The following is a 22,248-nucleotide window of genomic DNA, read 5'->3' as shown; positions in this document are numbered from 1 at the left end:
GTCGTACGCACACCGGACCCAACGAGCGCGGCCGGGGGCAAGTAGCGGGGCAAAACGGAAAATTGCGTGACTATGCCGCGTCCGCGTAGCAGTCGACAGTGGACAGGTCGAGCGGAAACCGGACCGGGGTGTCGCCGAACAGCAGCCGGGTGGCCCGCGCGCCGGCGGCGGTGACCGCCTCGGCGACGACCGCCGCCTGCCCGGCCGGGCAGTGCACCACCACCTCGTCGTGCTGGAAGAAGACCAGCTCCGCCTCCGTCCCGGCCAGCTCGGTGCGCAACGTGGCCAGCAGCGTGGAGGCCCACTCGGCGGCGGTGGCCTGGATGACGAAGTTGCGGGTGAAGCGCCCCCGCGAACGGGCCGCCCGGGCCGACGGGCTGCGCGGATCGGCCCCGCCCTCCGGCAGCGGCTCCTCCCCCTCGGCGAACCCCGCCGACCCGGGCGGGCAGGTACGCCCCAGCCAGGACCGGACCAGCCCGCCCGCCTCACCGGTGCGCGCCGCCGCCTCGACGTAGCCGAACGCGGTCGGATAGTTCTTCCGCAGCACCGCCAGGGCCGGCACCGCCGCCCCGCCGGTCTGCCCGTACATCGCCCCGAGCAGGGCCACCTTGGCCTTCGCCCGGTCACCGGCGAACGCGTCCCGGGCCAGCGCGGCGTACAGGTCACCGGCGCCGCCCGCCGCGGCCAGCCGCTCGTCGCCGGAGACCGCCGCGAGCACGCGCGGTTCGAGCTGACCCGCGTCGGCCACCACGAACGTCCAGCCCGGGTCCGCCACCACTGCCTGCCGGATCACCTTCGGGATCTGCAACGCCCCGCCGCCCCGGGTCGCCCACCGGCCGGAGACGACGCCGCCGGGCACGTACTCCGGGTGGAACCGGCCGCCGGAGACCCAGGCGTCGCGCCAGGCCCAGCCGTGCGCCGTCCAGATCCGGTACAGCTCCTTGTATTCCAGGACCAGCGGCGCCGCCGGGTGCTCCACCCCGCGCAGCACCCAGGCGCGCGTGTTCGGCAGGTCCACGCCCGCTCGGGCGAACGCCCGCAACAGCTCCGCGGGCGAGTCGGCGTGCACCTGGCGTACGCCGAACGCGTCAGCGATCCGCGTCTGCAACTCGGCCAGCCGGCGCGGCGGCCCGCCGACCGGTGACGCCTCGCCGAGCAGGTCGGCCAGGATCGCGTCGTGCACGTCGGCGCGCCAGGGCAGGCCGGCCGCGCCCATCTCGGCGGCCACCAGCGCGCCCGCCGACTCGGCGGCCACCAGGAGACGGAACCGGCCGGGATGGGTGGTCGCGGCGATCCGGGCGAGCTGGTCGGCGTACACCCGGGTCAACGCCGTGATGCCCGGACCGGGCGGGCCGGACGGCGGCTCGAACAGCGCGGCCTGGGCGTGGCCGGGCGGCTCGGGCGGGCGGGGCGCCGGGTCCGGCGGGACCGGCGCGCCGGTGACCCGGGCCCAGGCGGCGGGCAGCGCGCGGGGCTCGCCCCACCGGCCGGCGTGCCCGAGCAGCAGCGCCTCGGTCAGCTCGACGTCGTGGCAGCGGTCGAGCCGCACCCCGGCGCGCAGCAGCGCCGGATAGACGCCCGCCCAGGCGGCCCAGAGCCAGCGGGGACGCCCGGCGGCCTCCCGGACGGCCACGGCGGCGGCCAGGTCGGCCACCTCCTCGGCCGGACCGGCCGGGGTGCCGTCGGCGTGCAGCGGTTGCAGCACGCCGCCGCCCCGCTCGTCCGCCACCACCGCCACCAGCACGGACGCGATTCTGCCCGGTGCCACCGACAGACCGGGGCCCCGGCTCGTCGAGCCGGGGCCCCGCGCGTCACCTGCCGACGCCTCCCGCGCGTTACTTGCCGACGCCTGCGGTGAGGCCGGACTGCACCTGGCGCTGGAAGACGATGTACACGATCAGCACCGGAAGCATCGCCATGGTGACGCCGGCGAACAGTCCGGACCAGTCCGACTTGTAGCCCTGGTTGACCGACAGCTCGATCAGCCCCTGGGCGATCACCTGGTTCTTCGGCTCGCCGGAGACCGACTGCATGAGCAGCGTCGGCAGATACCACTGGTTCCACTGGCCGAGCACGTTGAAGATGCCGATGCTGATCAGGCCCGGCTTGGCCATCGGCAGCATCACGCTGAAGAACGTACGGGTGTGCGAGGCCCCGTCGACCTGGGCCGCCTCGGCGATCGAGTCGGGCAGCGTCCGGAAGAACGAGTGCATGAAGAAGATCGTGAACGACAGCGACCAGGCCACGTAGACCAGGATCAGCATGAGGTGCTTGTTCGGGCCGAGCAGCGGGAGGCTGACCCCGGTGTTGTAGACGCCCTTGAACAGCGGCACCGCGGCCAGGTAGATCGGCAGCGTCAGCCCGGACAGGAACATCCAGTAGATCAGCCGGTTGCCGCGGAACTCGTAGCGCGCCAGCGCGTACGCGGCCATCGAGCCCAGCAGCATCGTCAGCGTCACGCTGAACACCAGCACGAGCAGCGTGTTGAGGAAGAAGCTGTCGATCCCGGCGGTCCAGGCGCGGGCGAAGTTGTCCCACTGCAGCGCGTCGGGGATCAGCGACAGCGGTTCGCGGATCACCTCCGAGTCGGTCTTGAGCGCCGACATCACCACCCACAGCAGCGGGTAGACCACCATGATCGCCCAGACCGCGAGGAACAGGTGGGAGAAGCCGTTGAAGATCCGGCCGCCGAAGCCGTTGCCGACGTCCTTCGCGCGCCGGTCCGCCGGCGGCCGGTCCGGCGGCGCCGTGTCGGACCGGGCCGGGCCGGAGGTGTGGGTCACAGTGCTCATCGTCCAGACCTCCTCAGTACTCGATCCGCTCACGGCGGGTGATCCTCAGCTGGAGCGCGGCCAGCAGGATGGTGAAGATGGCCAGCGCGACGGCGATCGCGCAGGCGTAACCGAACTGGCCCTTCTGGAACGCGTTGAACTGGATCACCGAGGCGAAGATCTCGCTGGCGTGGTTCGGCCCGCCCTGGCTCGGCGTCATGACGAAGACCAGCGCGTACATGTCCAGCGCGATGAAGCCCAGATAGACCCAGGCGACCGAGATGCTGTCCCGCAGCAGCGGCAGCGTCACCTTGAAGAACGTGTGGAACCGGCCCGCGCCGTCGAGGATCGCGGCCTCGTAGATGTCCTTCGGGATCGACTGCATCGCGGCGGAGAACAGCACCATGTAGAAGCCGGCGCCGCTCCACACCGCGATGAACAGCAGCCACCAGAGCACCGCCGGCACGCCGAGGAACGGCTCCGGGTCGGCGGTGAAGGCGATCGGGTTGTCCGCGTCGACCAGCCCGATCTTGATGAGCAGGCCGTTGATCAGGCCCTGCCCGTCGGTGCGGTAGATCTGCTGCCACATGACGGCGATGACCACCAGCGACAGCACCTGCGGGAAGAAGAAGATGACCTTGTAGATCCCGGAGCCGAACACCCCGCGGATGCCGGCCCTGTCCTCGCGTCCGCCCACGTTGAGCAGGAACGCGAGGAACAGGGCCAGCGCGATCGTGAACAGCGGCACGGTGACCAGGAAGAACACGTTGTGCCAGAACGCCTTCCGGATCAGCTCGTCGGAGAACAGCCGGACGTAGTTGTCCAGCCCGACGAAGCGCTGAGAATCGGAGTACCCACCCCAGTCGGTGAGCGAGTACCCCGCCGCCTGGGCGAACGGCCACACCACGTAGAACAGGTACAGCGCGACGGGCAGGGCCAGGAAACCCGTGACGAAACGCGCGACTCCGTGCCGCATTGGACTCACTTCCTCGCGGTGATCAGGCGGTGCGGGTCTGCTTCTTGATCGACGAGTCCTTGGCGACCTTGTCGGCGGCCGCCTGCATCTTGTCGACGAACTGCTGCGCGGTCAGGCGTCCGGCCATCAGCTCCTCGGAGAGGTTCTGGCTCTCCTTGTCCAGGTCGGCGTAGAAGTCCGGGAACTTCACCGAGATCAGGTCCGAGCTGCCGTTCTTCATCAGCGAGTTCGCCGAGGCCAGCGCGGTGTCCTGGACGTTGTCGCCGGAGCCCTTGGTGGAGGCCAGCGACTTGGTCAGCTCGGCGAACTTCGCCGAGCCGGCCTTGGAGAGGATGGCCCGCAGGAACTCCTTCGCGGCCTCCTTGTTCGGCGCCTTGCTCGGCACCACGAAGCCCTCGCCGGAGGAGGCGAAGACGTCCTTGGCGGCCTTGTCGCCGCTCTTGCTCCAGTAGTCGGAGATGGTCATCTCGAAGCCCGGCGGGATGGTCGCGGCCATCTCGTTCTTCAGCCAGGTGCCGACCTGGATGAAAGCCGCCTTGCCGTCCAGGAACGCCTGCTGCGACTGGGTGTGGTCGAGCTTGCCCGGCAGCAGCAGCCTGTCCTTGACCAGCTTCTCCCACGGCTCCAGCGCCGCGACGATGCCGTCGGCCTTCCAGGCGCCGTCCTTCAGGTTGTCGATGTCGACGACGGCCTGCTTGCCGACCGCCTTCCAGATGCTGGCGAACAGCGCCCAGCGCGGGTAGTAGCCGTGCACCGCGTCGTGCACGTACGGCGCCATGCCCTTGGCCTTGATCTTCGGCGCGAGCGCGAAGAACTCGTCCCAGGTGGTCGGCGCCGTCCACCCCTCCTTCTTGAACAGGGCGGCGTTGTACCAGTTGCCCCAGACCGTGTACGCGACGTTGACCACGTAGAACTTGCCGTTCTGCGTGCCGTCGGCGACGGTGCCCGGCAGCAGGCTGTCGGCCACAGTCCCCTCGCTGTCCCAGGCCGGCGCGGTGAGCAGGTCGTCCAGCGGCTCGATCGCGCCCTCGTTGATCAGCGTGCTGCGGTCCATCATGTCGGCGCCCGAGTTCATCACCAGGTCGCTCGGCTGGGTCGCCATCTTGGGCTGCTCTTCGGTCTTGATCTTCTGGGTCGAAGACATGTTGACCGTGACGTTCGCGTGCTTGGCGTTGAAGATGACCTTGTCTTCCTTGGCCCACTGGTCGCCCAGGCCACCGTTGAAGACGACCACCTTGACCGCGCTGCCGTCCTTGACGCCGAACGGGTTGTCCTTGCTCTTGGCCGCGCCGCCGCCGTCGGACTTGCTCGGCTCGCTGCCGGCGCACGCGCTCAGCAGACCCGCCGCCGGTACGGCCAGCAGACCGGCCGCCGCGGCGCGCCGCAGCAGGGTCCGACGGCTGACGTCGCCGAACTTCTCGGGGGAAACCGACATCTTGTCTCTCCTTGTGGGTCGGGTCAGGCGGTCCGCCGGAGACGCCCGGCGTACCGCGACTCGAGGGCGAGGTTGTGCTCGTCCCCACCGGGGACGTTGGCGGAGAGGTAGACAGGGGGTACCTCTCCGGCCTGGTGGAACCGTCGTACGACCTCGGCGGTCAGCAGCTGCGCCAGCAGCGCCGCGGTGACCGAGGAGACCGCACAGACCGCGCCGCCGCCCTCGAGCGGCAGCAGTGCGTCGCCGTACGGCGCGCCGTTGTCCAGCACGACGTCGGCGAGGTCGGCGAGCCGGTGCCCGGAGGGGTGCCGAGGAGCTACCCGGGCGGTGTGCTCGACCGAGGTGACAGCGATCAACGGATGGCCGCCGCGCTTGACCAGCGTCGCCAGCTCGACCACCGAGCCGTTGATGCCGGACTGCGAGGCGACCACGAACACGTCCCCCGGCTGCGGCGCCGCCAGGGCGTAGAGCTGGTGCGCCACGGCCGGGTCGCGTTCCAGCTTCGGGTCGGCGAGCACGTCGCGGGGCGCGTCGCCGTGCAGCACGAGGTCGTGCAGGGACAGCCGGTTGGCGGGGACCAGGCCGCCGGCGCGGGCGACCAGCTCGGCGGCGAACGCCTCCGAGTGGCCGGCGCCGAACGCCTGGAGGACGCCGCCCGCGCGCAGCCCGGAGGCGATCAGGTCGGCCGCCCGGTCCACCGCCACGGCCTGGCTGTCCACCAGCCGGTCGAGCACCGGGCGGACCGCGTCGGCGTACCGCTGGGCACTGATCATGAGAGGGCCCCCTTCGCGGCCTTGTGCCCGTCGACAGCCTGGGCGGTACGCCGGAAGGCCGCGTGGGCGCGGTCGTGGGTGCGCTGCGCCACCGCGATGTAGAGCAGGTCGAGCACGACGAGCTGGGGGTGCCGGGCGGAGAGCGCGTCCGGCCGGAACGTGGTGGCCTGGCTGGCGGTGACCAGCACGATGTCGGCCAGCTCGGCCAGCGGCGAGCGGGGGAAGCCGGTGAGCGCGACGGTGGTGGCGCCGCGGCTGCCGGCCTCGGCGAGCAGCTCGATCGTCTCCCGGGTCTGCCCGGTGTGCGAGATGCCGAGCGCGACGTCCCCGGCGCCCAGCAGCGCGGCGCTGGCGAGCCCTTCGTGCACGTCGCTCCAGGCCCACGCGGCGACGCCGATGCGGTGCAGGCTGAACTGCATCTCCTCGCCGACGAGCGCGCTGCCGCTGGCGCCGAAGATGTTCACCCGGCTGGCCCCGGCGATGGCGACCGCCGCGCGTTCCACCTCGGCCAGGTCGAGCAGCGCGGCGGTGTCGTGCATGGCCCGCGTGTCGGCGGCCATGATCTGGTCGAGCACCCGGGACAGCGGGTCTCCGGGCTGGATCTCCCGTCCGATGTCGACGGTCCAGCCCGCCGATCGTGCCCGACCGGTCTCGGCGGCGATGCCGAGCCGCAGGTCGGCGTAGCCCTCGAAGCCCATCGCCCGGCAGAACCGGGTGATGGTCGCCGGTGACGTGCCGCTGCGCTCGGCCAGCTCGACGATTGTCGCCCGGGCCGCCGCCTCCGGGTCGCTGAGCACGTGCTCGGCGACCCGGCGCAGCGCACCGGTCAGCTCCCCCGTACCGGCCCGGACCCTGGCCAGCACCCCGTCGGCGCCCAGCCGGTCGGCCGGACCGGCATCGACCACCGCGGTCGCCGCGGAAGTCTCCACCTCGTGCTCGGCCATCGGCGGAAGCCTTTCGGAAAAGAGTGTTAACTGTTAGTGGTAAAAGTTCTTACTGAAGGGCCCTCCGTGTCAAGGGCGTGGGCGAAGTTTTCAAACTGTTACCTGGCGCACCGCCGCGATCTTGCGCCCGGCGACGCGGCCGACCAGCATGAGGACCATGTCGGACACCGTCGTGGTCGGCCTCGACGTCGGGGGCACATCCACCCGCGCGACAGCGCTGAGCCTCGACGGCACCCGCCTGGGCGCCGGCCGCGCCGGCGGCGGCAACCCCACCAGCCACGGCGCCGAGCGGGCCGCCGCCGAGCTGCTCGCCGCCCTGCGCGCGGCGCTCGCCGACATCGACCCGGTCCGGGTACGCGCCGGCGTCATCGGCCTCGCGGGCGCCGGCCGCCTCCTGGCCGACCCGCACGGCCGCGACGCGTTCGACCACGCGTGGGCCGAGGCGGGGCTGCGTTGCCCGTACGCCGTGCACGGCGACGCCCTGGTCGCCTACGCCTCCGGCACCGCCGCCCCGGACGGCACCGTGCTCGTCGCCGGCACCGGCGCCATCGCCGCCCAGGTACGCGACCTGCGGCTGGACCGCACCGCCGACGGCCACGGCTGGCTGCTCGGCGACGCCGGCTCGGGGTTCTGGCTCGGCCGCGAGGCGGTCCGCCGGCTGCTGACCGACCTGGACCGCGCCGACGCCCCCGGCGACCTGGCCCGGCAGGTGCTGGCCGAGCTGACCGGCACGACCGAGGTGGACGACCAGCCGCGCGTCACCGCCGGCGCCGTGGTGCAGGCGGTGACCCGGCGGCCACCTGTGGAACTGGCCCGGCTCGCGCCGCTCGTGGTCTCGTCGGCCCGCGACGGGGAACCGACGGCAGTCGCGCTGATCGCCGAGGCAGCGGCGCTGCTGGCGGAGAGCGTCTCCCGCATCCGCCCCTCCGGCGCGACCGATCCGGTGGTGCTCGGCGGCGGGCTGCTCACCGGCGACACCCCGCTGGCCGGTGCGGTCCGCGCCGAACTGGCCGGACGGTGGCCGGGCGCACCGCTGCACAGCGCCGGGGACGGGGCGGCCGCCGCGGCCTGGCTCGCCGCCCGCGACCTGCCCGAGGTGACCGACCCGGCGGCACTGCACACCCGCCTGGTCCCCTCACCCACCTGACCCGCCCCGCCGCGTCGCCCTGCGCTGTGCTGTGCTGTGCTCGGCCGTTCGGGTGGAACGCCATGGGTGTCAAAACGCCGGTTTGACACCCGTGACGTTCCACCCGCCGTTTCCGGCAGACGTTCGCGTGCGCGGGGTTTCCGGGCTGATCATTATCGGTCTTGAGGGTTCGGCTGATTCGGGTGCCAGCCCTGCGGAGCGGGCTGGCCCGGGTGGGCCTGCGGCGCGGGGCCGTACGGTGCGGGCTGACCCGGGTGACCCTGGGGCGCGCTGCCCTGAGCCGGCCGAGTCGGGTGCCAGCCCTGCGGAGCGGGCTGAGCCGGGTACCCCTGCGGCGCGGCGCCGTACGGTGCGGGCTGACCCGGGGCGGGCTGGCCCTGGGCGGGCGGGTACGCCGGACCGGGCTGACCGTGCCCCGCACCCGGGTACATGCCCTGCTGCTGTCCGCCCGGGTACTGCTGGCCGCCCGGGTACTGCTGCTGGCCGCCCGGGTACTGCTGCCCACCCGCGAACTGCGGCGCGGCGGCCTGCTCGCGGGCCTCCTTGCGTGCCTTCACGGCGCGCACGATCAGCAGGATCGGCAGCACGAAGACGTAGAAGAAGATCCGGTAGCTGTCGCCGTCGAAGAGGAACAGCAGGTAGAAGCCGTACCCGAAGAAGGCCAGGCCGATGACCACGTTGAGGATCCGGGAGCCCTTGCCCTGTTCCTTGACGGCTATGCCCACCGCGATCATCGCGATGCCGCCGAGCAGCAGCAACAGCGTGTAGAGGAGGAAGAACATGAGATTCCTGTCGATAGATGAGCGTGCCGGCTCACCCTAGGTCAGCTCGTTCCTCCCCACTGCCCCGTTGCCTGTGGCAACGACCTCACTTGAGCTGCCCGGCGGTCAGTCCGGACTGGACCTGGCGCTGGAACGCCACGTACACCACGAGCACCGGCAGCACCGCGATGGTCAGGCCGGCGAACAACTGGGCGTAGTCACCGGCGTAGCCCTGGCTCACCGCGAGCGAACTCAGCCCCTGGGCGAGCATCCGGTCCTGCCCGTCGCCGGGCAGCAGCACCTGCGGCAGCAGGAACTGGTTCCAGTGGCTCAGGAAGTTGAAGATGCCGACACTGATCAGTCCCGGTCTCGCCATCGGCAGCATCACCCGGAAGAACAGCCGGAAGTGCCCGCAGCCGTCGATCAGCGCGGCCTCCGCCACCGACGTGGGCAGCGTCCGGAAGAACGCGCTCAGGAAGAACACGGTGAACGGCAGCGAGTAGGCCGTGTAGACCAGGATCAGGCCCGGCCAGGTGCCGAGCAGGCCGACGCTGCGGACCACGAAGAACAGCGGCACCAGCGCCAGGAAGACCGGGAACATCATGCCGCCGACGAACAGGTAGTAGACCACCTGCCGACCGCGGAACTCGTAGCGCGCGAAGACGTACGCGGCGGTGGCGCCGAACAGCATGGTCAGGCTCAGCGAGCCGGCCACCACGACCAGGCTGTTGAAGAAGAACCGGCCGATGTGGGCACCGGTCCAGGCGCGTGACCAGTTGTCGAACCGCAGCGCCTCGGGCAGTCCCCACGGCTCGGCGATGATCTCGCCGTTGGTCTTGAGGGAGCTGAGCACCATCCAGGCCAGCGGCAGGACCGTCATGGCCGCCCAGAGCAGCAGGAAGCCGTGCGAGAAGACGTTCGCCACGCCCAGCTCGCGGCGCGGCGGCCGGTCGGCGGGGGCGGTCGCGCGGGTCGTCTCGGCGGCCGGGGCGCCGGTGTCCACCGTGGTCACGAGTACTCGATCCGATCACGCCGGGCGGTGCGCAGCGCCAGCACCGCCACCGAGAGGGTCAGGAAGAACATCGCCACACCGATCGCCGAGGCGTACCCGAACTTGTTCTCGCTGCCGAACGACGTGTCGTACATCCGCAGCCCGATCACGTCGGAGGAGAAGTTCGGCCCGCCGTTGGTCATGAGCTGGACCAGGATGAAGCCGTCCAGCGCCGCGATGGCGAGGTAGATCCACGCGACCTGGATGGTGTCCCAGAGCAGCGGAATGGTGATCTTCCGCAGCATCGTGGTGCGGGACGCGCCGTCGAGCAGCACCGCCTCGTAGATGTCGCGTGGGATCGCCTGCATTGCGGCGCCGAAGAGCACCACGTAGAAGCCGACGTTGCTCCACACCATCACCGCCAGCACGCACCAGAACGCGAAGCGCGGGTCGCCGAGCCAGGCCGGGGTGGCCAGCCCGACGGCGTGCAGGGCGCCGTTGAGCAGGCCACTGGTCGGGCTGTAGATCTCCTTCCAGAGCAGCGCGATGATCACCACCGAGAGCACCTGCGGGAAGAAGTAGACGAGCCGGTAGACCGAGGTGCCGCGCACCCCGGTCACACCGGCCCGGCCCTTGCGACCGCCCATGGTGAGCATGCTGGCGAAGAACAGCCCCAGCCCGATCGTCACCACCGGCAAGACCGCGAGCAGGATCGCGTTGTTCTTCAACGCGTTCCACACGTACCCGTCGTGCAGCAGCGTGCGGAAGTTCGCCATCCCGACCGGGTCGGCCTGCGCGGAGTAGCCCATCCAGTCGGTGGTGGAGATCTGAAAGGCCTGGAGGTACGGCGAGAGCACGAAGATGCCGTACAGCGCCAGTGGGGGTAGCAGGAACGTGAGGATCAGGGGGAGGCGGCCCTGTCGCATCACGCCGACCGCTTGTACTTCTTGACCGAGCTGTCCTGGGCGATCGAGTCGGCGCCCTTCTGGCACTGGTCGAGGAACTCGGCCGGGGAGGTCCGGCCGCTGAAGAACTCGCCGCAGGCCGCGTCGACCAGGTTGCGCTCCAGCTTGCGGTAGTAGTTGTTGTAGACCCAGTTGAAGCCGTTGGACCCGGACGCGTCGAGCGCCTTGACCACGGTGCTGAGCCCGTACGGCAGCTCGATGCCCTCGGTGGCGCCGGCGACCACGGGCAGGCTGGCGACCTTCCGGGTGAAGTCCTGGGCGCCCTTGCGGGACAGCATGGTCCGGAAGTACTCCAGGCCACCGGCGACGTTGCGCGCCTTCGCCGGCACCATGAACGGCTCGCCCGCGGTGCCGCGGATCGCCTCGTACGGCAGCTTGTCGCCGCTGCCCAGGCTCGGCGTCGGCGCGACTGTCATGTTGAAGCCGGGCGGGGTGACGTCCTTCTGCTCGCTCTCCAGCCAGGAGCCGCAGGAGATGAACGCGGCCTTGCCCTGGCACCACGCGGTCTGCGACTGCTTGTGGTCCAGGCCCGGGGAGCCGTCGAGGATGAACTTGTCCTTGACGATCTGGTGCCAGGCGTCGGCGGCGGTCTTCATGGCGTCCGACTTCCAGGCGTTGGGCTCCAGGTTGTCGATCGCCAGCGCCACCGACGGGCCGCCGAGCTTGATCGCGGTGGAGATCACCGGCCAGCTCATGTAGCGGGGGTGCACACCGGCGTACGTCCATGGGGCGATGCCCGCGGCCTTGATCCGGCGGCAGAGCGCGATGTGGTCGTCCCAGGTCTTGGCGTCCTCCCAGCCGCGGTCGGCGAACAGCTTGGTGGAGTGCCAGATGCCGTACACCGTGTAGGTGTAGTTGAGCACCAGGAACCGGCCGTCGTAGGAGCCGACCTCGACGGTGCCGGGCAGCAGCGTGTCCTTGACCGTCTTGCCGGGCGTGTCGAGGCTCGGCGCGGCGAGCAGCTCACCCAGGTCGGCGAGCGCGTTCTGGGAGACGAGGCCGTTGAAGTCGATCTGGCCGGCGCCGGAGTTGTTCACCACGTCCGGCGGGCTGCCGTCGACGAAGCGGGGCTGGAGCGTCTTGCTGATCTCCGCGGTGGCCGAGTGCTTGATCTCCGCCTTCGGGTACCGCTCCTTGTACATGGCCTCGTGGGCCTTGGCGTAGTCCTCCCCGAAGCCGCCGTTGAAGATCACCACCTCCAGCGGGGCGTCCTCGGCGACCCCGAGCGGGTTCTGCTCGCTCTTGGTGCCCTTGTACGCGTCCTTGTCGCCCTCGTCGCCGCCACCGGAGGTGGCGCAGCCGGCGAGCAGCCCCGCGGCGGGGGTGGCCAGCAGACCGGCGGCGGCGCTGCGCCGTAGGATCTCACGCCTGTTCATCGCATCTCCTCGGTCCGGGTACACGCGGTGAGCACCCTGTCGCTTGTCTTCACAAGACGCACTTCTAATGAAGAATTTCTACGACAGTGCGACGGGGACCACAAGACCTCTCGACCGATCCGTTATCCGTACCGGTCGGAGCCCGCTGGCCTAGCCTGACCTCATGCGCCGCCTGCGGCAGCTCGCGCAACGCACGCCGCCGGGGCGGGAGCGCTACGTCGACCTGCTCCGGGCCCTGGCCATCACCATGGTCGTGCTCGGCCACTGGGGCGTCACCGCCGTCGGGTACGACGACGGCCGCCCCGCCGGCCACTCCGCGCTGGCGGATCTGCGCTGGGCCTGGCCGCTGACCTGGGTGGCCCAGGTGATGCCGGTGTTCTTCCTGGTCGGCGGCTACGCCAACGCCGCCTCGCTGGCCGCCCGCAGGCGCCGGGGCGGGTCGGCGGCCGGATGGCTGGTGGACCGCAGCGCCCGGCTGGTCCGGCCCACCACCGTGTTGCTGCTGGTCCTGGCCGCGGGCGCGGGGATCGCCACGCTGCGCGGCGCCGACCCGGCGCAGGTGCGCACGGTGGTCTGGTTCGCCACCATCCCGCTGTGGTTCCTGGTCGCCTACGTCGCCGTGGTGGCGCTGACCCCGCCGATGTACGCGCTGCACCGCCGGTTCGGGCTCGCCGTGCCGGTGGCGCTCGTGGTCCTGGTGGCGCTCGGCGACCTCGGCCGGCTCCTCGGCCCGGCCGCACTCGCCGACGGCAACTACCTGTTCGGCTGGCTGGCCGTACACCAGCTCGGTTTCGCCTGGTACGACGCCGCCCGGGCGGCCACCCGCCGCACCGGCGCCGACGCGGCCGAGGCGGCCGAGGCCGGGGCGACCCCCGACGCGGCCCGGGCCGGAGCAACCGCCTCCACTACGGCGGGCGCCGGACCGCGCGGCCTGTTCCGCCGCGGGCTGCCGCTGTCCGGCCGGGCCGGCGCGCTCCTGCTCGGCGGTGGGCTGGTCGCGCTGGTGCTGCTCACGGCGGTCGGGCCGTACCCGGTGGCGATGCTCCACATACCGGGCGAGCGGCTGGACAACGCGGCGCCGCCGAGCCTGGCGCTGATGGCCGCGGCCGCCACCCAGCTCGGACTGATCCTGCTGCTGCGGCACCCGGCCGGGCGCCGGCTGCGCCGGTCCGGCCCCTGGCAGGCGGTGCTCGCGGTCAACGCGGTGGTGCTCACGCTCTTCCTCTGGCACCTGACCGCCGCGGTGCTGCTCGTCGGCCTGCTGGACGCGCTCGGCGTGCTGCCCACTCCCCCGGCCGGCTCGGCGGCCTGGTGGGCGTGGCGCGTACCGTGGCTGCTCGCGCTGGCCGCGGTGCTGGCCGTGCTGGTCGCCGTCTTCGGGCCGGTCGAGGCCCGCACCCGCCGCCCGCCCGCGACCGGGCCGGCCGGGACGGGCCGACGGCGGCTACGCGCCGGTCTGGCCGTGGCCGGGTACGCGGGCGTGCTCGTCGGCCTGCTGCTGAACAGCCTGGCGCCCAAGACCGCGCCGGAGCCGCTGGGCCTGCCCGCCCCGGCGCTGGTGGCGTACCTGGCCGGGGCGGGTCTGCTGCGGCTGCTCAGGTCCGGACGGGTGGGACGACGCCGGCCGGGTTGACGGTCACGCCTCGATCGAGGCGCGGATCGCGTCGACCACGATCGCCAGACCCTCCCGGGCCTCGTCCTCGGTGAGCGTCAGCGGCGGGCCCATCCGGATCACGTTGCCGTACAGGCCGCCCTTGCCCACCAGCAGGCCGCCGGCCCGGCACGCCTCGAACACGCGGGTGGTCAGCGCCGCGTCCGGCTCGACGGTTCCCGGGTGGACGAACTCGACGGCGAGCATCAGGCCCTTGCCGCGCACCTCGGCGACCTGGTCCAGCCCGGCGGTGGCGGCGCGCAGGCCGTCGCCCAGGATCGCGCCGACGCGGGCGGCGTTGGCCTGGAGGTCGTGGTCGAGCAGGTAGTCGAGCACCGCGTTGCCGGCGGCGGTGGAGACCGGGTTGCCGCCGAACGTGGAGAAGCTGATCGCCGGCACCGACTCCAGCACCTCGGCCCGGCCGACCACCCCGGCGAGCGCGAAGCCGTTGCCGATGCCCTTGGCGAACGTGAGCAGATCCGGTGTCACGCCGTGCGCCTGGTAGCCCCAGAAGTGCTCACCGGTACGACCCCACCCGGTCTGCACCTCGTCGCTGATCAGCAGGATGCCGTGCTCGTCGAGCACCTTCTTCCAGCCGGCGAAGAGCCCGTCCGGGCCGTGCACGAAGCCGCCCACGCCCTGGACCGGCTCGGCGATCAGGCAGGCCACGTCGCCCGCGGTCTGGGTGGCGAGCACCTCGCGCAGGTCCTCGACCGCCGCGTCGACCCGGTCGGCCGCGTCGAGCCGGGCCAGCAGCCCGCGCAGCCGTTCACCGGAGTGCAGCCAGGCCACCTGCAACGGGTTCAGCGCGCTGGCCGACCAGCCGCGGTTGCCGGTGACGCCCATCGTCGCGTACGACCGGCCGTGGTAGCTGTTGCGCACCGCGAGGATCTGGTGCGAGCGCCGGTGATTCGTGGCGACCAGCAGCGCGGCCTCGTTCGCCTCGGTGCCGGAGTTGGTGAAGAAGACGCGGGCGTCCGGGATGCCGGAGAGCCGGGCGATCTTCTCGGCCAGCTCGACCTGCTGACGGATCAGGTAGAGCGTGGAGGTGTGCACGAGGCCGGTACGCAGCTGCCGTTCGACCGCCTCGCGGATCTCCGGGATGTCGTGACCGACCATCGTGGTCAGCACCCCGCCGAAGAAGTCCAGATAGGTCCGGCCGGCCGCGTCGGTGACCCGGCGGCCGGAACCGGTCACCAGTTCCAGCGGTTCGGCGTAGTAGAGCGGCATCCAGGACGGGAGCACGGCCCGGTGCCGGGCCAGCAGGTCGTCGGAGGTCATCGGCGCACCCTTCAGCGGAGGTGGATCCCCGCACGTTCCCACCACGACCGGGGCCGGGACAACCGGCACTGTGCGAGTCGGCCCGGCGGTAGCATCCGCCGGGTGCGGACGGATCGGGTGACGCTGCCGGGCGGCGCGGCGGGGGCGACGCGGGCGCAGCTCCTGGCCGGGGTGCGGGCCTGGGTCGAGTCGGCGCCGGTGCGGCGTCTCGTGACGCACTTCGGCGGTGACTGGCCCGACGGCGACCTGACGGCGGTGCTGGCCGGGCTGGACGCGTTCTCCGCCCGCCGCTGGGACTTCCGGCAGGGACGGGAACGCCCGGACGCCCGCGAGCCGGCGTTCGATCCGGCCACCGCCGGACTGGTGCTGAGCGCCGCCGCCGAGCTGGGCCTGGTCCGCGCGGTCGCGCCGGCCCGATCCGGGTACGCGCACCTGCTGGTGCTCGGCGGGCTGGCGCACGCCTGCCTGCGGCGCACCGCGTACGCGGCGGTGCTGGCCCGGAGCGCGGCCGAGGTGACCGGCGAGGTGGCGGTGCTCGGCAGCTTCCGGTCGCTGTCCCCGGCCGAGTCCCGCACGCTCGACGCCGCGGGCCTGTCCGGCTGCGTCACCGAGGTGGACGTCCTCGACGCCGGGGTGCGGCTGGCGTTCGGGGTGGACGCGCCGGACGACGAGCGCGGCGAGCCGGCCGGTCATCCGCACCGGGCCTGGTCCTCGCGCACCTACCGACCGGCCGGGCTGCCCCCGGTACGGGTGCTCGCCGCGCCGTCCGGCGAACCGGAGCGCCGCCGCGCGCACACCGCCGACACGCAGCGGTTCTGGGCCGAGCACGTGCGGCTGCGCGCGGACGACCCGGTGCTGATGGTGACCGCCCCGATCTACGTGCCGTTCCAGCACTGCGACGCGCTGCGGACACTCGCCGTGCCGTACGGGTGCGGCATCGAGACGGTCGGGGTGGACCCGGCCGCGCGCGCCGCGGTCGACGTACCGGAGCCGACGCTGACGCCGGGCCGCTACCTGCAGGAGATCCGGTCGGCGCTGCGGTCGATGCGCGCGCTGCACACGACGCTGACGGCGGCCTGAACCGGCGCGCGGGCCGGTGCCCGGCGAATCGCCGCGCACCGGCCCGAGAGCCGGGTGTCAGTTGACGTAGACCGCCGGGCTACCGGTCTTGCTGGTGTCCCGCACCGGCGAGTACGTCGCGGTGAAGTACGCGGTGCCGAAGCAGAGCGACGGGCCGGAGAACTTGGTGAGCGGCTGGTTGGTGAAGCTGATCGAGTTGGTGGCGTTGGACGCCGTTCCGGTCAGCGAGTTCGTGCTGGTCCGGTAGACGCAGGTGATGGCGCCGAGCAGCGAGTTGAGCACGACGGTGCTCTGGATCGGCGCCGCCGCCGTCCCGGAGATCGTGACCACGCCGGCGCTGGTCACCGAGGTGGTGTAGGGCAGGTTGTTCACTGTCACGCTCTGCACGCCGGTGGTGCCGAAGACGTTCGTCGTGCAGCTGGAGAACGACTGTGCGGTCAGGCTCTCGGTCGCGGTGCCGGGAGCGGTCGGATTGGTCAGCACCTTGGCGCTGAAGCTGGACGCGGCGCACTTGATGCCGGTGGTGCCGCTGGTCGAGGAGTAGAACGTGGCGTTGGTGCCGCTGCGCAGGCTGGCCTGGATGACGTCGCCCACCGACACGGCGGTGCCGGCGACGGTCGGGTAGGTCAGCACGGCGCTGGCGAGCGAGGTGGTGGGTGCGGCGGTGGCGGGGGCGGCGCCGACCAGACCGGTCAGCAGCGTCAGGGCGGCGAGGCCCGCGCCGATACGTCCGTACCTGGGCATGGTTGTTCCTTCCGGCGGTGGGACAGGAAACGGTGCCGGCGGCGTCCGGAGCGGACGGAGCCGGTGGGTGCGGCGGCCGGGATGGGCCGCCGGTGGTGGTGCGCCGTTGCGGCCTCAGCGGGCCGGGCGGCGTGGCGCAGTGCGGCGTCGCCGCGTCACCTGGCTCTCTCCGGTCTTGGGGGGACGGGTCCGCGCGGCGATAATGGCAGCCATCCGGCCCTCCTTCGACGCGTTTCGGGTGACCGATCAGGAGAGATCACCAGCGGTGACGAGGCGTGAACTGAGCGTGTCGAAAGTTATAAACCCCGGAGGGTCGTAAAGTCAACGCATCAAGAAAGGTCGATGAGTGACAGTTCCGAGCCCGCCGTCGCCGGCACCCGTGCCCCTGCCGGGCGCCCGCCACGGCCGCGACCCGGACCGCGCCATCAAGCGCGGCCCGCGGCGCGTGCCGGCCGAGGAGGTGGCGGCGACCCAGCGCGACCGCCTCTTCGACGGGCTGGTCCGGGAGGTCGCCACCCGGGGGTACGACAACGCCCGGGTCAGCGACATCTGCCACGCCGCCGGGGTCACCCGGCCCGCGTTCTACGCGCTGTTCAGCGGCAAGCAGGACGCGTTCCTGGCCGCGTACCGGCACGGCATCGCCGTGGTGTCGCACCTGATGGAGGACGCGTACCGCGACGCCGGCCCGGCGTGGCCGGAGGCCGCCCGGGCGGCGCTGCGCACTCTGCTCGACGTGCTGGCGAGCGTGCCCGCCTTCGCCCGGATGGCACTGGTCGAGGTGGACGCGGCGGGCCCGGACGCCCGCCGGGAGCGCGACGCGCTGCTGCGCAGCTTCCGCCGGTTCTTCGCCGGCGCCGGGCCGGATCCGGCCGACGTGGACCGGGACGCACTGTTGTCCACTGTGGTCGGGGGCATCCACGCCACCATCCGTGAGCGGGTGGCGCAGGGGCGGGCCGAGGAGCTGCCGCTGCTGCTGCCGGCACTCACGTACGCGGCCACCGCGCCGTTCCTCGGCCCGCGGGAGGCGGGCCGCGTCGCCCGGGCGGACCGGGCGGACGACGGCCCGGCCACCACCGCGCCCTGCGCGCCCGGCCAGCCCTGAGCGATGGAAAACCGCAGCAGTTTTTCACTTTGGCCGCTTTTGGCAAATGCCGCTCAACGATCTGCTACAGGCAGTTGACCGCCCCTTTACTCAGCGGTAACTTCGGCCTGCGCCCCTCGGCGCGTACATCCTGCGAAGCCAATTCACATCGTCGCAGGTGAATTGATCTCGAAAGGGGCCCGGCATGCCGGAGCAGATCGAGCAGATCGAGACCGATCAACCGAGAAGCGGCGTGCGCTGGCGCCGGTTCGCCGTCACGTTCGGCGCCGTGGCGGCCGGCGCGGCCGGCATGGTGGTGCTGACCGCGCAGGGTGTGCTCGGCGCGCAGTTCGCCATCTCGGGCATGCCGTTCACGGTCACCGCCGACAAGCTGGAGGGCACCGGGTTCGAGCAGTTCGCCACGCTCGACCAGATGATCCCGGACAGCCCCAACCAGGGCGACACCGGCGGGCAGGTGCTCGTGATCGTCTCGGCCATCGACAAGGCCGAGCTGACCAATCTCTGCCAGAGCATCAACCTGGGCGGGACCAACCTGCGGATCACCGCCGGCAATTCCGGCAAGCCGGTGACCGCCCGCACGCTCGTGGTCGACGGCGACGAGATCGCCGGTAACGCGTCCTTCAAGAACATCGACGTCGGGCAGGACGCCAGCACCGTCGACAAGGTCCCCGGGGTCAAGGGCAACCCGGGCGTGTTCGCCCAGCAGGCCGACACCGTGACCATCACCAACCTGCGGCAGAACAACTACGCCACCACCGCCGCCGTCTTCACGCTGCCCAACCTGCGCATGGGCTTCAGCTCCGAAGGGTGCTGACGTGACCGCAGGACAGCACGCGGCGCCCGCCGCCGGCGTTCGTACACGCTGGCGGCGCTGGCGCCGGGCGCGACCGTTCACCGCCGGGCTGCTCATCGCGCTCGGCGGCGCGGAGATGCTCGTGACGCTGCGCGCACCGCTCGGGGTGCTGCTGCACGTCGGGCCGCAAGGGCTGGCCGCGTACCTGGTCCCGGCCATCCTGGTCATCTGTGGCGTGCTGCTGATCACCACGCCGCAGCAACGCGTCTTCTACGCGGTGCTCTCCCTCGTGCTCGGGCTGGTCTCCTGGCTCACCTCGAACCTGGGCGGGTTCCTGATCGGCATGCTGCTGGCGCTCGTCGGCGGCGCGCTCGCGTTCGCCTGGACGCCGGTCAAGACGCGGGCGGCCCGCACCGCCCTAGAGGCGGGGCCCGCCGAGACCGGGCCCACGGAGGTCGCGCCCGCGCAACGGGAGCCGGTCGACCGGTCCGCGCCCACGGAGTCCCTCGACGCGATCCTGTCGGCCGAGCCGTCGCCGCACCGGGACGCCCGGGCGGAACGCGGCTGACCGAACGGGCAGCGCCGCGCGGGCGGCCGGCGCCGCTCAGCGGGCGGTGTCGGCCACCGCCTGCGCGAACACCTCGGAGCGGTGCTCGAAGTTGCGGAACCGGCCGTAGCTCGGCGCCGCCGGGGACAGCAGCACCACACCCCCGGCCGGGGTCAGCTTGCGGGACAGCCCGACGGCGGCGACCAGGTCGTCGGCCAGCTCGGTACGCACCGACGGCAGCCCGGACAGCGCGTCCACGATGCGGGGGCCGCTGTCCGGCACGCCGATCACGGTGATCTCCCGGCCGGCCAGGTGCGCGCGCAGCGGGCTGTAGTCCAGCCCCCGGTCGGCGCCGCCGACGATCACGGTCAGCGGCCGTCCCTCGTACGCGTCGATCGCGTGCATGGCCGCGTACGGGCTGGTGGCGAGCGTGTCGTCGACGAACGTGAGCCCGGACGGGTCGGCGATCTCGGTGAGCCGGTGCGCCAGGCCCTGGAACTCGGCGACCGCCACGGCGAGGCTGTCCTTGCGCGCCACCACGTCGACGCCGACCGCGTCCAGCACGGCCAGCGCGACGCAGAGGTTGCCCTCGTTGTGCCGGCCGACCAGCGGCAGCACCGCGCGCGGGAACAGCGGCGTGTCCCGCAGGTGGAACCACTGTGCGCCGTCCGGTCCGGTGGCCACGTGCGTGGTGTCCGGCGAGCCGGCGCGTACCGCCGCCCGGTCACCCAGCTCGGCCGCCAGGCGCGGGTCGGCGCCGTTGACCACGACGGCGTGCGGACCGTGCGCGATCAGGTTCAGCTTGTCCCGGTAGTACTCGCGCTCGCCGCCGTGCGCGTCCAGGTGCTCGGGGAACAGCGCGGTCACCACCGCCACCCGCGGCGAGTCGGTCAGGTCGGAGCACTGGTAGCTGGACAGCTCCAGCACGTACAGCTCCGCCTCGGGCAGGTCCAGCAGCGGCACCCCGATGTTGCCGCCGAACACGTTCGGCCGGTCCATCGCGGTGAGCAGGTGGCTGATCAGGCTGGACGTGGTGCTCTTGCCCTTGCTGCCGGTCACCCCGACGGTCCGGTCCGCGTGGTCGGCCATCCACAGCGCGCTGCCCTGCGTGACGGGCACGGACCGGCGGCGCAGCTCCACCATCCACGGGTGGGTGTTCGGCACGCCCGGCGAGCGGACCACCACGTCGGCGGCGGCCAGGCGCTCGAAGCCCTCCTCGCCGGTGACGAGCGGCGCGGCGGCGGCCAGCGGACCGTCCCAGGGCAGCGTGAGAAAGTTGGCGCTGTCGTCGACGACGACCAGGCCGGCCGGCCCGTGCGCGGCGATCGCGGTCACCGCGGCCCGGCCCTCGCGGCCGGCGCCCCAGACGGCGACATGACGTCCGCGCAGATCAGACAGGCGCACGGGCTCTCCTCGGACTCGGTCGACGCACGGCGGGCAGGGTCCGGCCCAGCCGGACACGGACGGACGAACCAGGGCCTAGTATGGCGTGTGCCCAACGAGCAGCTGCGGCGGATGGACGCCTTCACCTTCCCGTCCTACTCGATCGACTTCGCCACCGGCGAGGTCCTGTTCGACTACGCCCTGACCGGTCCCGACGGCGAGCAGCGGTTCACCGAGGTGATCACGCTTCCGCTGCCGGCCGAGCCCGTCTCCGACGCCACAGCGGCCACCCTGGCCCGGGTGCTGGAGCTGCTGCACGTGGTCGCCGGCGTCAGCTACTACAAGGCCGCCGCGCCGCCCCGGCTGGTGCTGCCCGCGCCGCTGGGCGCCGCCGCCGTCGAGCTGGTCACCGCCGTCTACACCAAGGGCCTCGCCGAGTACGCGTACCGCAACGAGCTGCCGCACGTGCTGGAACTGCGTCCCGAGGTGCCGTCCGGCACGGTGGACCCGGCCGTGCCGGTGGACAACTCCGACCGCCGTCCGTTGTCGGCGGTGGGCGGCGGCAAGGACTCCATCGTCACGCTGGAGGCGCTGCGCCGCGCCGGCCTCGACCCGGTGCCGTTCTCGGTCAACCCGAACCACGTGATCGTGTCGGTGAACGAGGCGTCGGACCTGGTGCCGCTGGCCGCCCGGCGGCGGCTGGACCCGGTGCTGTTCGAGCTGAACGCCGCCGGCGCGCGCAACGGGCACATCCCGGTCACCGCGATCAACTCGCTGATCGCCGTGGCGACCGCCGTCCTGCACGGGCTCGGCCCGGTGGTGATGTCGAACGAGCGTTCCGCGTCCGACCCGAACCTGATCTGGAACGGCCACGAGATCAACCACCAGTGGTCCAAGGGCGTCGAGGCGGAAGGGCTGCTGCGGGCGGCGCTGGCCGAGCACGCGGGGCTCACCGAGCCGTACTTCTCGTTGCTGCGTTCCCTGTCCGAGCTGCACATCGCCCGGCTGTTCGCCGAGATCGACCGGTACGACGCGGTGGTGACCAGCTGCAACGCGGCGTTCAAGCTGCGGGACGCGAGCGAGCGCTGGTGCCGCGACTGCCCGAAGTGCCGGTTCGTGTTCCTGGCCATGGCGCCGTTCATGCCCCGGGAGCGGCTGACCGGCATCTTCGGCGGCGACCTGCTGGCCGACGAGACGCAGATCCCCGGCTACCGGGAGCTGCTCGGCATCGACGGGCACAAGCCGTTCGAGTGCGTGGGTGAGGTGGAGGAGTCGGTGGTCGCGCTGAGCCTGCTCGCCCAGCAGGAGCAGTGGCGCGACGCCCCGGTGGTCCGCGCCCTGGTGGCGGCGCTGCCCGACACCGCCTGGCAGGCGGCGGCGACCTCCGACGTGTTCACCCCCGGCGGCGACAACTTCGTCCCCGCCCCCTACGCCAAAACCCTGACCGCCCTGACCTGACCCTCCCCGCCCGCCTCACCCCGCCCCGCCTCGCCCCGTCGATCATGAAGTTGGCGGGGCGAATTCGGGC

Annotated in this window: 20 protein-coding genes; 7 read left to right on the top strand and 13 right to left on the bottom strand. The window is 72.2% G+C overall.

Features of this window, described 5'->3' with window-relative positions; genetic code table 11:
- Positions 1–70: 70 nt before the first annotated feature.
- From M8C11_RS00165 to M8C11_RS00140, 6 genes are all read right to left on the bottom strand, one after another.
- On the bottom strand, positions 71–1,774 hold the full coding sequence (locus tag M8C11_RS00165; protein ID WP_252448154.1) for a bifunctional 3'-5' exonuclease/DNA polymerase: 1,704 nt from the start codon (positions 1,772–1,774) through the stop codon (positions 71–73).
- Between the two features lie 61 nt (positions 1,775–1,835).
- Positions 1,836–2,792, bottom strand: coding sequence for a carbohydrate ABC transporter permease (locus M8C11_RS00160; protein WP_013475962.1), 957 nt, complete (start codon positions 2,790–2,792; stop codon positions 1,836–1,838).
- A 13-nt stretch (positions 2,793–2,805) separates the two neighbouring features.
- Entirely contained in the window at positions 2,806–3,747 is a 942-nt protein-coding gene (locus M8C11_RS00155; RefSeq protein WP_120569017.1) for a carbohydrate ABC transporter permease, read from the bottom strand.
- Between the two features lie 22 nt (positions 3,748–3,769).
- Positions 3,770–5,182: an N-acetylglucosamine/diacetylchitobiose ABC transporter substrate-binding protein gene (ngcE, locus tag M8C11_RS00150; RefSeq protein ID WP_120569016.1), complete on the bottom strand. Its 1,413-nt coding sequence runs from the start codon at positions 5,180–5,182 to the stop codon at positions 3,770–3,772.
- A 23-nt stretch (positions 5,183–5,205) separates the two neighbouring features.
- On the bottom strand, positions 5,206–5,955 hold the full coding sequence (locus M8C11_RS00145; protein WP_120569015.1) for an SIS domain-containing protein: 750 nt from the start codon (positions 5,953–5,955) through the stop codon (positions 5,206–5,208).
- Positions 5,952–6,899 carry a MurR/RpiR family transcriptional regulator gene (locus M8C11_RS00140; protein WP_120569014.1) on the bottom strand — a complete coding sequence of 316 codons (948 nt, stop codon included), beginning with the start codon at positions 6,897–6,899 and terminating at the stop codon, positions 5,952–5,954. The genes M8C11_RS00145 and M8C11_RS00140 overlap by 4 nt, the downstream gene beginning before the upstream one ends.
- 157 nt (positions 6,900–7,056) lie before the next feature.
- On the opposite strand from M8C11_RS00140, the gene M8C11_RS00135 reads away from it, so the two are divergent.
- A complete protein-coding gene (locus M8C11_RS00135) occupies positions 7,057–8,046 on the top strand; it encodes an N-acetylglucosamine kinase (RefSeq protein ID WP_252447659.1) in 990 nt (329 codons plus the stop codon).
- 152 nt (positions 8,047–8,198) lie between these two features.
- On the opposite strand, the gene M8C11_RS00130 is transcribed toward M8C11_RS00135, so the two are convergent.
- From M8C11_RS00130 to ngcE (M8C11_RS00115), 4 genes are all read right to left on the bottom strand, one after another.
- Positions 8,199–8,828 (bottom strand): hypothetical protein, encoded by a 630-nt coding sequence (locus M8C11_RS00130; protein ID WP_252447658.1) that lies wholly within the window; start codon positions 8,826–8,828, stop codon positions 8,199–8,201.
- Between the two features lie 85 nt (positions 8,829–8,913).
- Entirely contained in the window at positions 8,914–9,819 is a 906-nt protein-coding gene (locus M8C11_RS00125; RefSeq protein WP_252447657.1) for a carbohydrate ABC transporter permease, read from the bottom strand.
- Positions 9,816–10,724: a carbohydrate ABC transporter permease gene (locus M8C11_RS00120; protein ID WP_252447656.1), complete on the bottom strand. Its 909-nt coding sequence runs from the start codon at positions 10,722–10,724 to the stop codon at positions 9,816–9,818. Before M8C11_RS00120 ends, M8C11_RS00125 begins: the two co-directional genes overlap by 4 nt.
- Positions 10,724–12,139, bottom strand: coding sequence for an N-acetylglucosamine/diacetylchitobiose ABC transporter substrate-binding protein (ngcE, locus tag M8C11_RS00115; protein WP_121685051.1), 1,416 nt, complete (start codon positions 12,137–12,139; stop codon positions 10,724–10,726). The genes M8C11_RS00120 and ngcE (M8C11_RS00115) overlap by 1 nt, the downstream gene beginning before the upstream one ends.
- Positions 12,140–12,302: 163 nt before the next feature.
- Between ngcE (M8C11_RS00115) and M8C11_RS00110 the strand changes: the two genes are divergently transcribed.
- Positions 12,303–13,772, top strand: coding sequence for an acyltransferase (locus tag M8C11_RS00110; protein WP_252447655.1), 1,470 nt, complete (start codon positions 12,303–12,305; stop codon positions 13,770–13,772).
- A 3-nt stretch (positions 13,773–13,775) separates the two neighbouring features.
- Here M8C11_RS00110 and M8C11_RS00105 read toward each other — a convergent pair whose 3' ends face one another.
- Entirely contained in the window at positions 13,776–15,071 is a 1,296-nt protein-coding gene (locus M8C11_RS00105; RefSeq protein ID WP_252447654.1) for an aspartate aminotransferase family protein, read from the bottom strand.
- 117 nt (positions 15,072–15,188) lie between these two features.
- On the opposite strand from M8C11_RS00105, the gene M8C11_RS00100 reads away from it, so the two are divergent.
- The gene (locus M8C11_RS00100) at positions 15,189–16,151 is read left to right on the top strand and encodes a hypothetical protein (protein WP_308212712.1); all 963 of its coding nucleotides are present in this window, start codon (positions 15,189–15,191) and stop codon (positions 16,149–16,151) included.
- A gap of 57 nt (positions 16,152–16,208) precedes the next feature.
- Here the strand turns inward: M8C11_RS00100 and M8C11_RS00095 are convergent, their stop codons facing one another.
- Positions 16,209–16,895: a Tat pathway signal sequence domain protein gene (locus tag M8C11_RS00095; protein ID WP_252447652.1), complete on the bottom strand. Its 687-nt coding sequence runs from the start codon at positions 16,893–16,895 to the stop codon at positions 16,209–16,211.
- Between the two features lie 346 nt (positions 16,896–17,241).
- On the opposite strand from M8C11_RS00095, the gene M8C11_RS00090 reads away from it, so the two are divergent.
- From M8C11_RS00090 to M8C11_RS00080, 3 genes are all read left to right on the top strand, one after another.
- Positions 17,242–17,997: a TetR/AcrR family transcriptional regulator gene (locus M8C11_RS00090; protein ID WP_120569006.1), complete on the top strand. Its 756-nt coding sequence runs from the start codon at positions 17,242–17,244 to the stop codon at positions 17,995–17,997.
- A 184-nt stretch (positions 17,998–18,181) separates the two neighbouring features.
- On the top strand, positions 18,182–18,811 hold the full coding sequence (locus tag M8C11_RS00085; RefSeq protein WP_120569005.1) for a DUF6230 family protein: 630 nt from the start codon (positions 18,182–18,184) through the stop codon (positions 18,809–18,811).
- A 1-nt stretch (position 18,812) separates the two neighbouring features.
- Positions 18,813–19,358 (top strand): DUF6114 domain-containing protein, encoded by a 546-nt coding sequence (locus M8C11_RS00080; RefSeq protein WP_252447651.1) that lies wholly within the window; start codon positions 18,813–18,815, stop codon positions 19,356–19,358.
- 36 nt (positions 19,359–19,394) lie between these two features.
- Here M8C11_RS00080 and murD read toward each other — a convergent pair whose 3' ends face one another.
- Positions 19,395–20,741, bottom strand: coding sequence for a UDP-N-acetylmuramoyl-L-alanine--D-glutamate ligase (gene murD, locus M8C11_RS00075; RefSeq protein ID WP_252447650.1), 1,347 nt, complete (start codon positions 20,739–20,741; stop codon positions 19,395–19,397).
- An 87-nt stretch (positions 20,742–20,828) separates the two neighbouring features.
- Here murD and M8C11_RS00070 point away from each other — a divergent pair, with 87 nt between their 5' ends.
- The gene (locus tag M8C11_RS00070; protein WP_252447649.1) at positions 20,829–22,178 is read left to right on the top strand and encodes a hypothetical protein; all 1,350 of its coding nucleotides are present in this window, start codon (positions 20,829–20,831) and stop codon (positions 22,176–22,178) included.
- The last annotated feature ends 70 nt before the right edge of the window (positions 22,179–22,248 follow it).

It is taken from the genome of Micromonospora sp. CPM1 (genome assembly GCF_023896895.1).
Lineage (GTDB): Bacteria > Actinomycetota > Actinomycetes > Mycobacteriales > Micromonosporaceae > Micromonospora > Micromonospora tulbaghiae.
Note: the sequence above shows the minus strand (reverse complement) of the source record. Positions and strands in the feature narration are given on the sequence as shown.

What these genes read in the sequence shown, in the direction of transcription:
- M8C11_RS00135 (WP_252447659.1), top strand. Translation starts at nt 7,057, where the DNA reads ATGTCGGACACCGTCGTGGTCGGCCTCGACGTCGGGGGCACATCCACC.
- ngcE (WP_121685051.1), bottom strand. Translation starts at nt 12,139, where the DNA reads ATGAACAGGCGTGAGATCCTACGGCGCAGCGCCGCCGCCGGTCTGCTG.
- M8C11_RS00140 (WP_120569014.1), bottom strand. Translation starts at nt 6,899, where the DNA reads ATGGCCGAGCACGAGGTGGAGACTTCCGCGGCGACCGCGGTGGTCGAT.
- M8C11_RS00110 (WP_252447655.1), top strand. Translation starts at nt 12,303, where the DNA reads ATGCGCCGCCTGCGGCAGCTCGCGCAACGCACGCCGCCGGGGCGGGAG.
- M8C11_RS00130 (WP_252447658.1), bottom strand. Translation starts at nt 8,828, where the DNA reads ATGTTCTTCCTCCTCTACACGCTGTTGCTGCTGCTCGGCGGCATCGCG.
- M8C11_RS00145 (WP_120569015.1), bottom strand. Translation starts at nt 5,955, where the DNA reads ATGATCAGTGCCCAGCGGTACGCCGACGCGGTCCGCCCGGTGCTCGAC.
- M8C11_RS00120 (WP_252447656.1), bottom strand. Translation starts at nt 10,724, where the DNA reads ATGCGACAGGGCCGCCTCCCCCTGATCCTCACGTTCCTGCTACCCCCA.
- M8C11_RS00085 (WP_120569005.1), top strand. Translation starts at nt 18,182, where the DNA reads ATGCCGGAGCAGATCGAGCAGATCGAGACCGATCAACCGAGAAGCGGC.
- M8C11_RS00105 (WP_252447654.1), bottom strand. Translation starts at nt 15,071, where the DNA reads ATGACCTCCGACGACCTGCTGGCCCGGCACCGGGCCGTGCTCCCGTCC.
- M8C11_RS00160 (WP_013475962.1), bottom strand. Translation starts at nt 2,792, where the DNA reads ATGAGCACTGTGACCCACACCTCCGGCCCGGCCCGGTCCGACACGGCG.
- ngcE (WP_120569016.1), bottom strand. Translation starts at nt 5,182, where the DNA reads ATGTCGGTTTCCCCCGAGAAGTTCGGCGACGTCAGCCGTCGGACCCTG.
- M8C11_RS00155 (WP_120569017.1), bottom strand. Translation starts at nt 3,747, where the DNA reads ATGCGGCACGGAGTCGCGCGTTTCGTCACGGGTTTCCTGGCCCTGCCC.
- M8C11_RS00095 (WP_252447652.1), bottom strand. Translation starts at nt 16,895, where the DNA reads ATGCCCAGGTACGGACGTATCGGCGCGGGCCTCGCCGCCCTGACGCTG.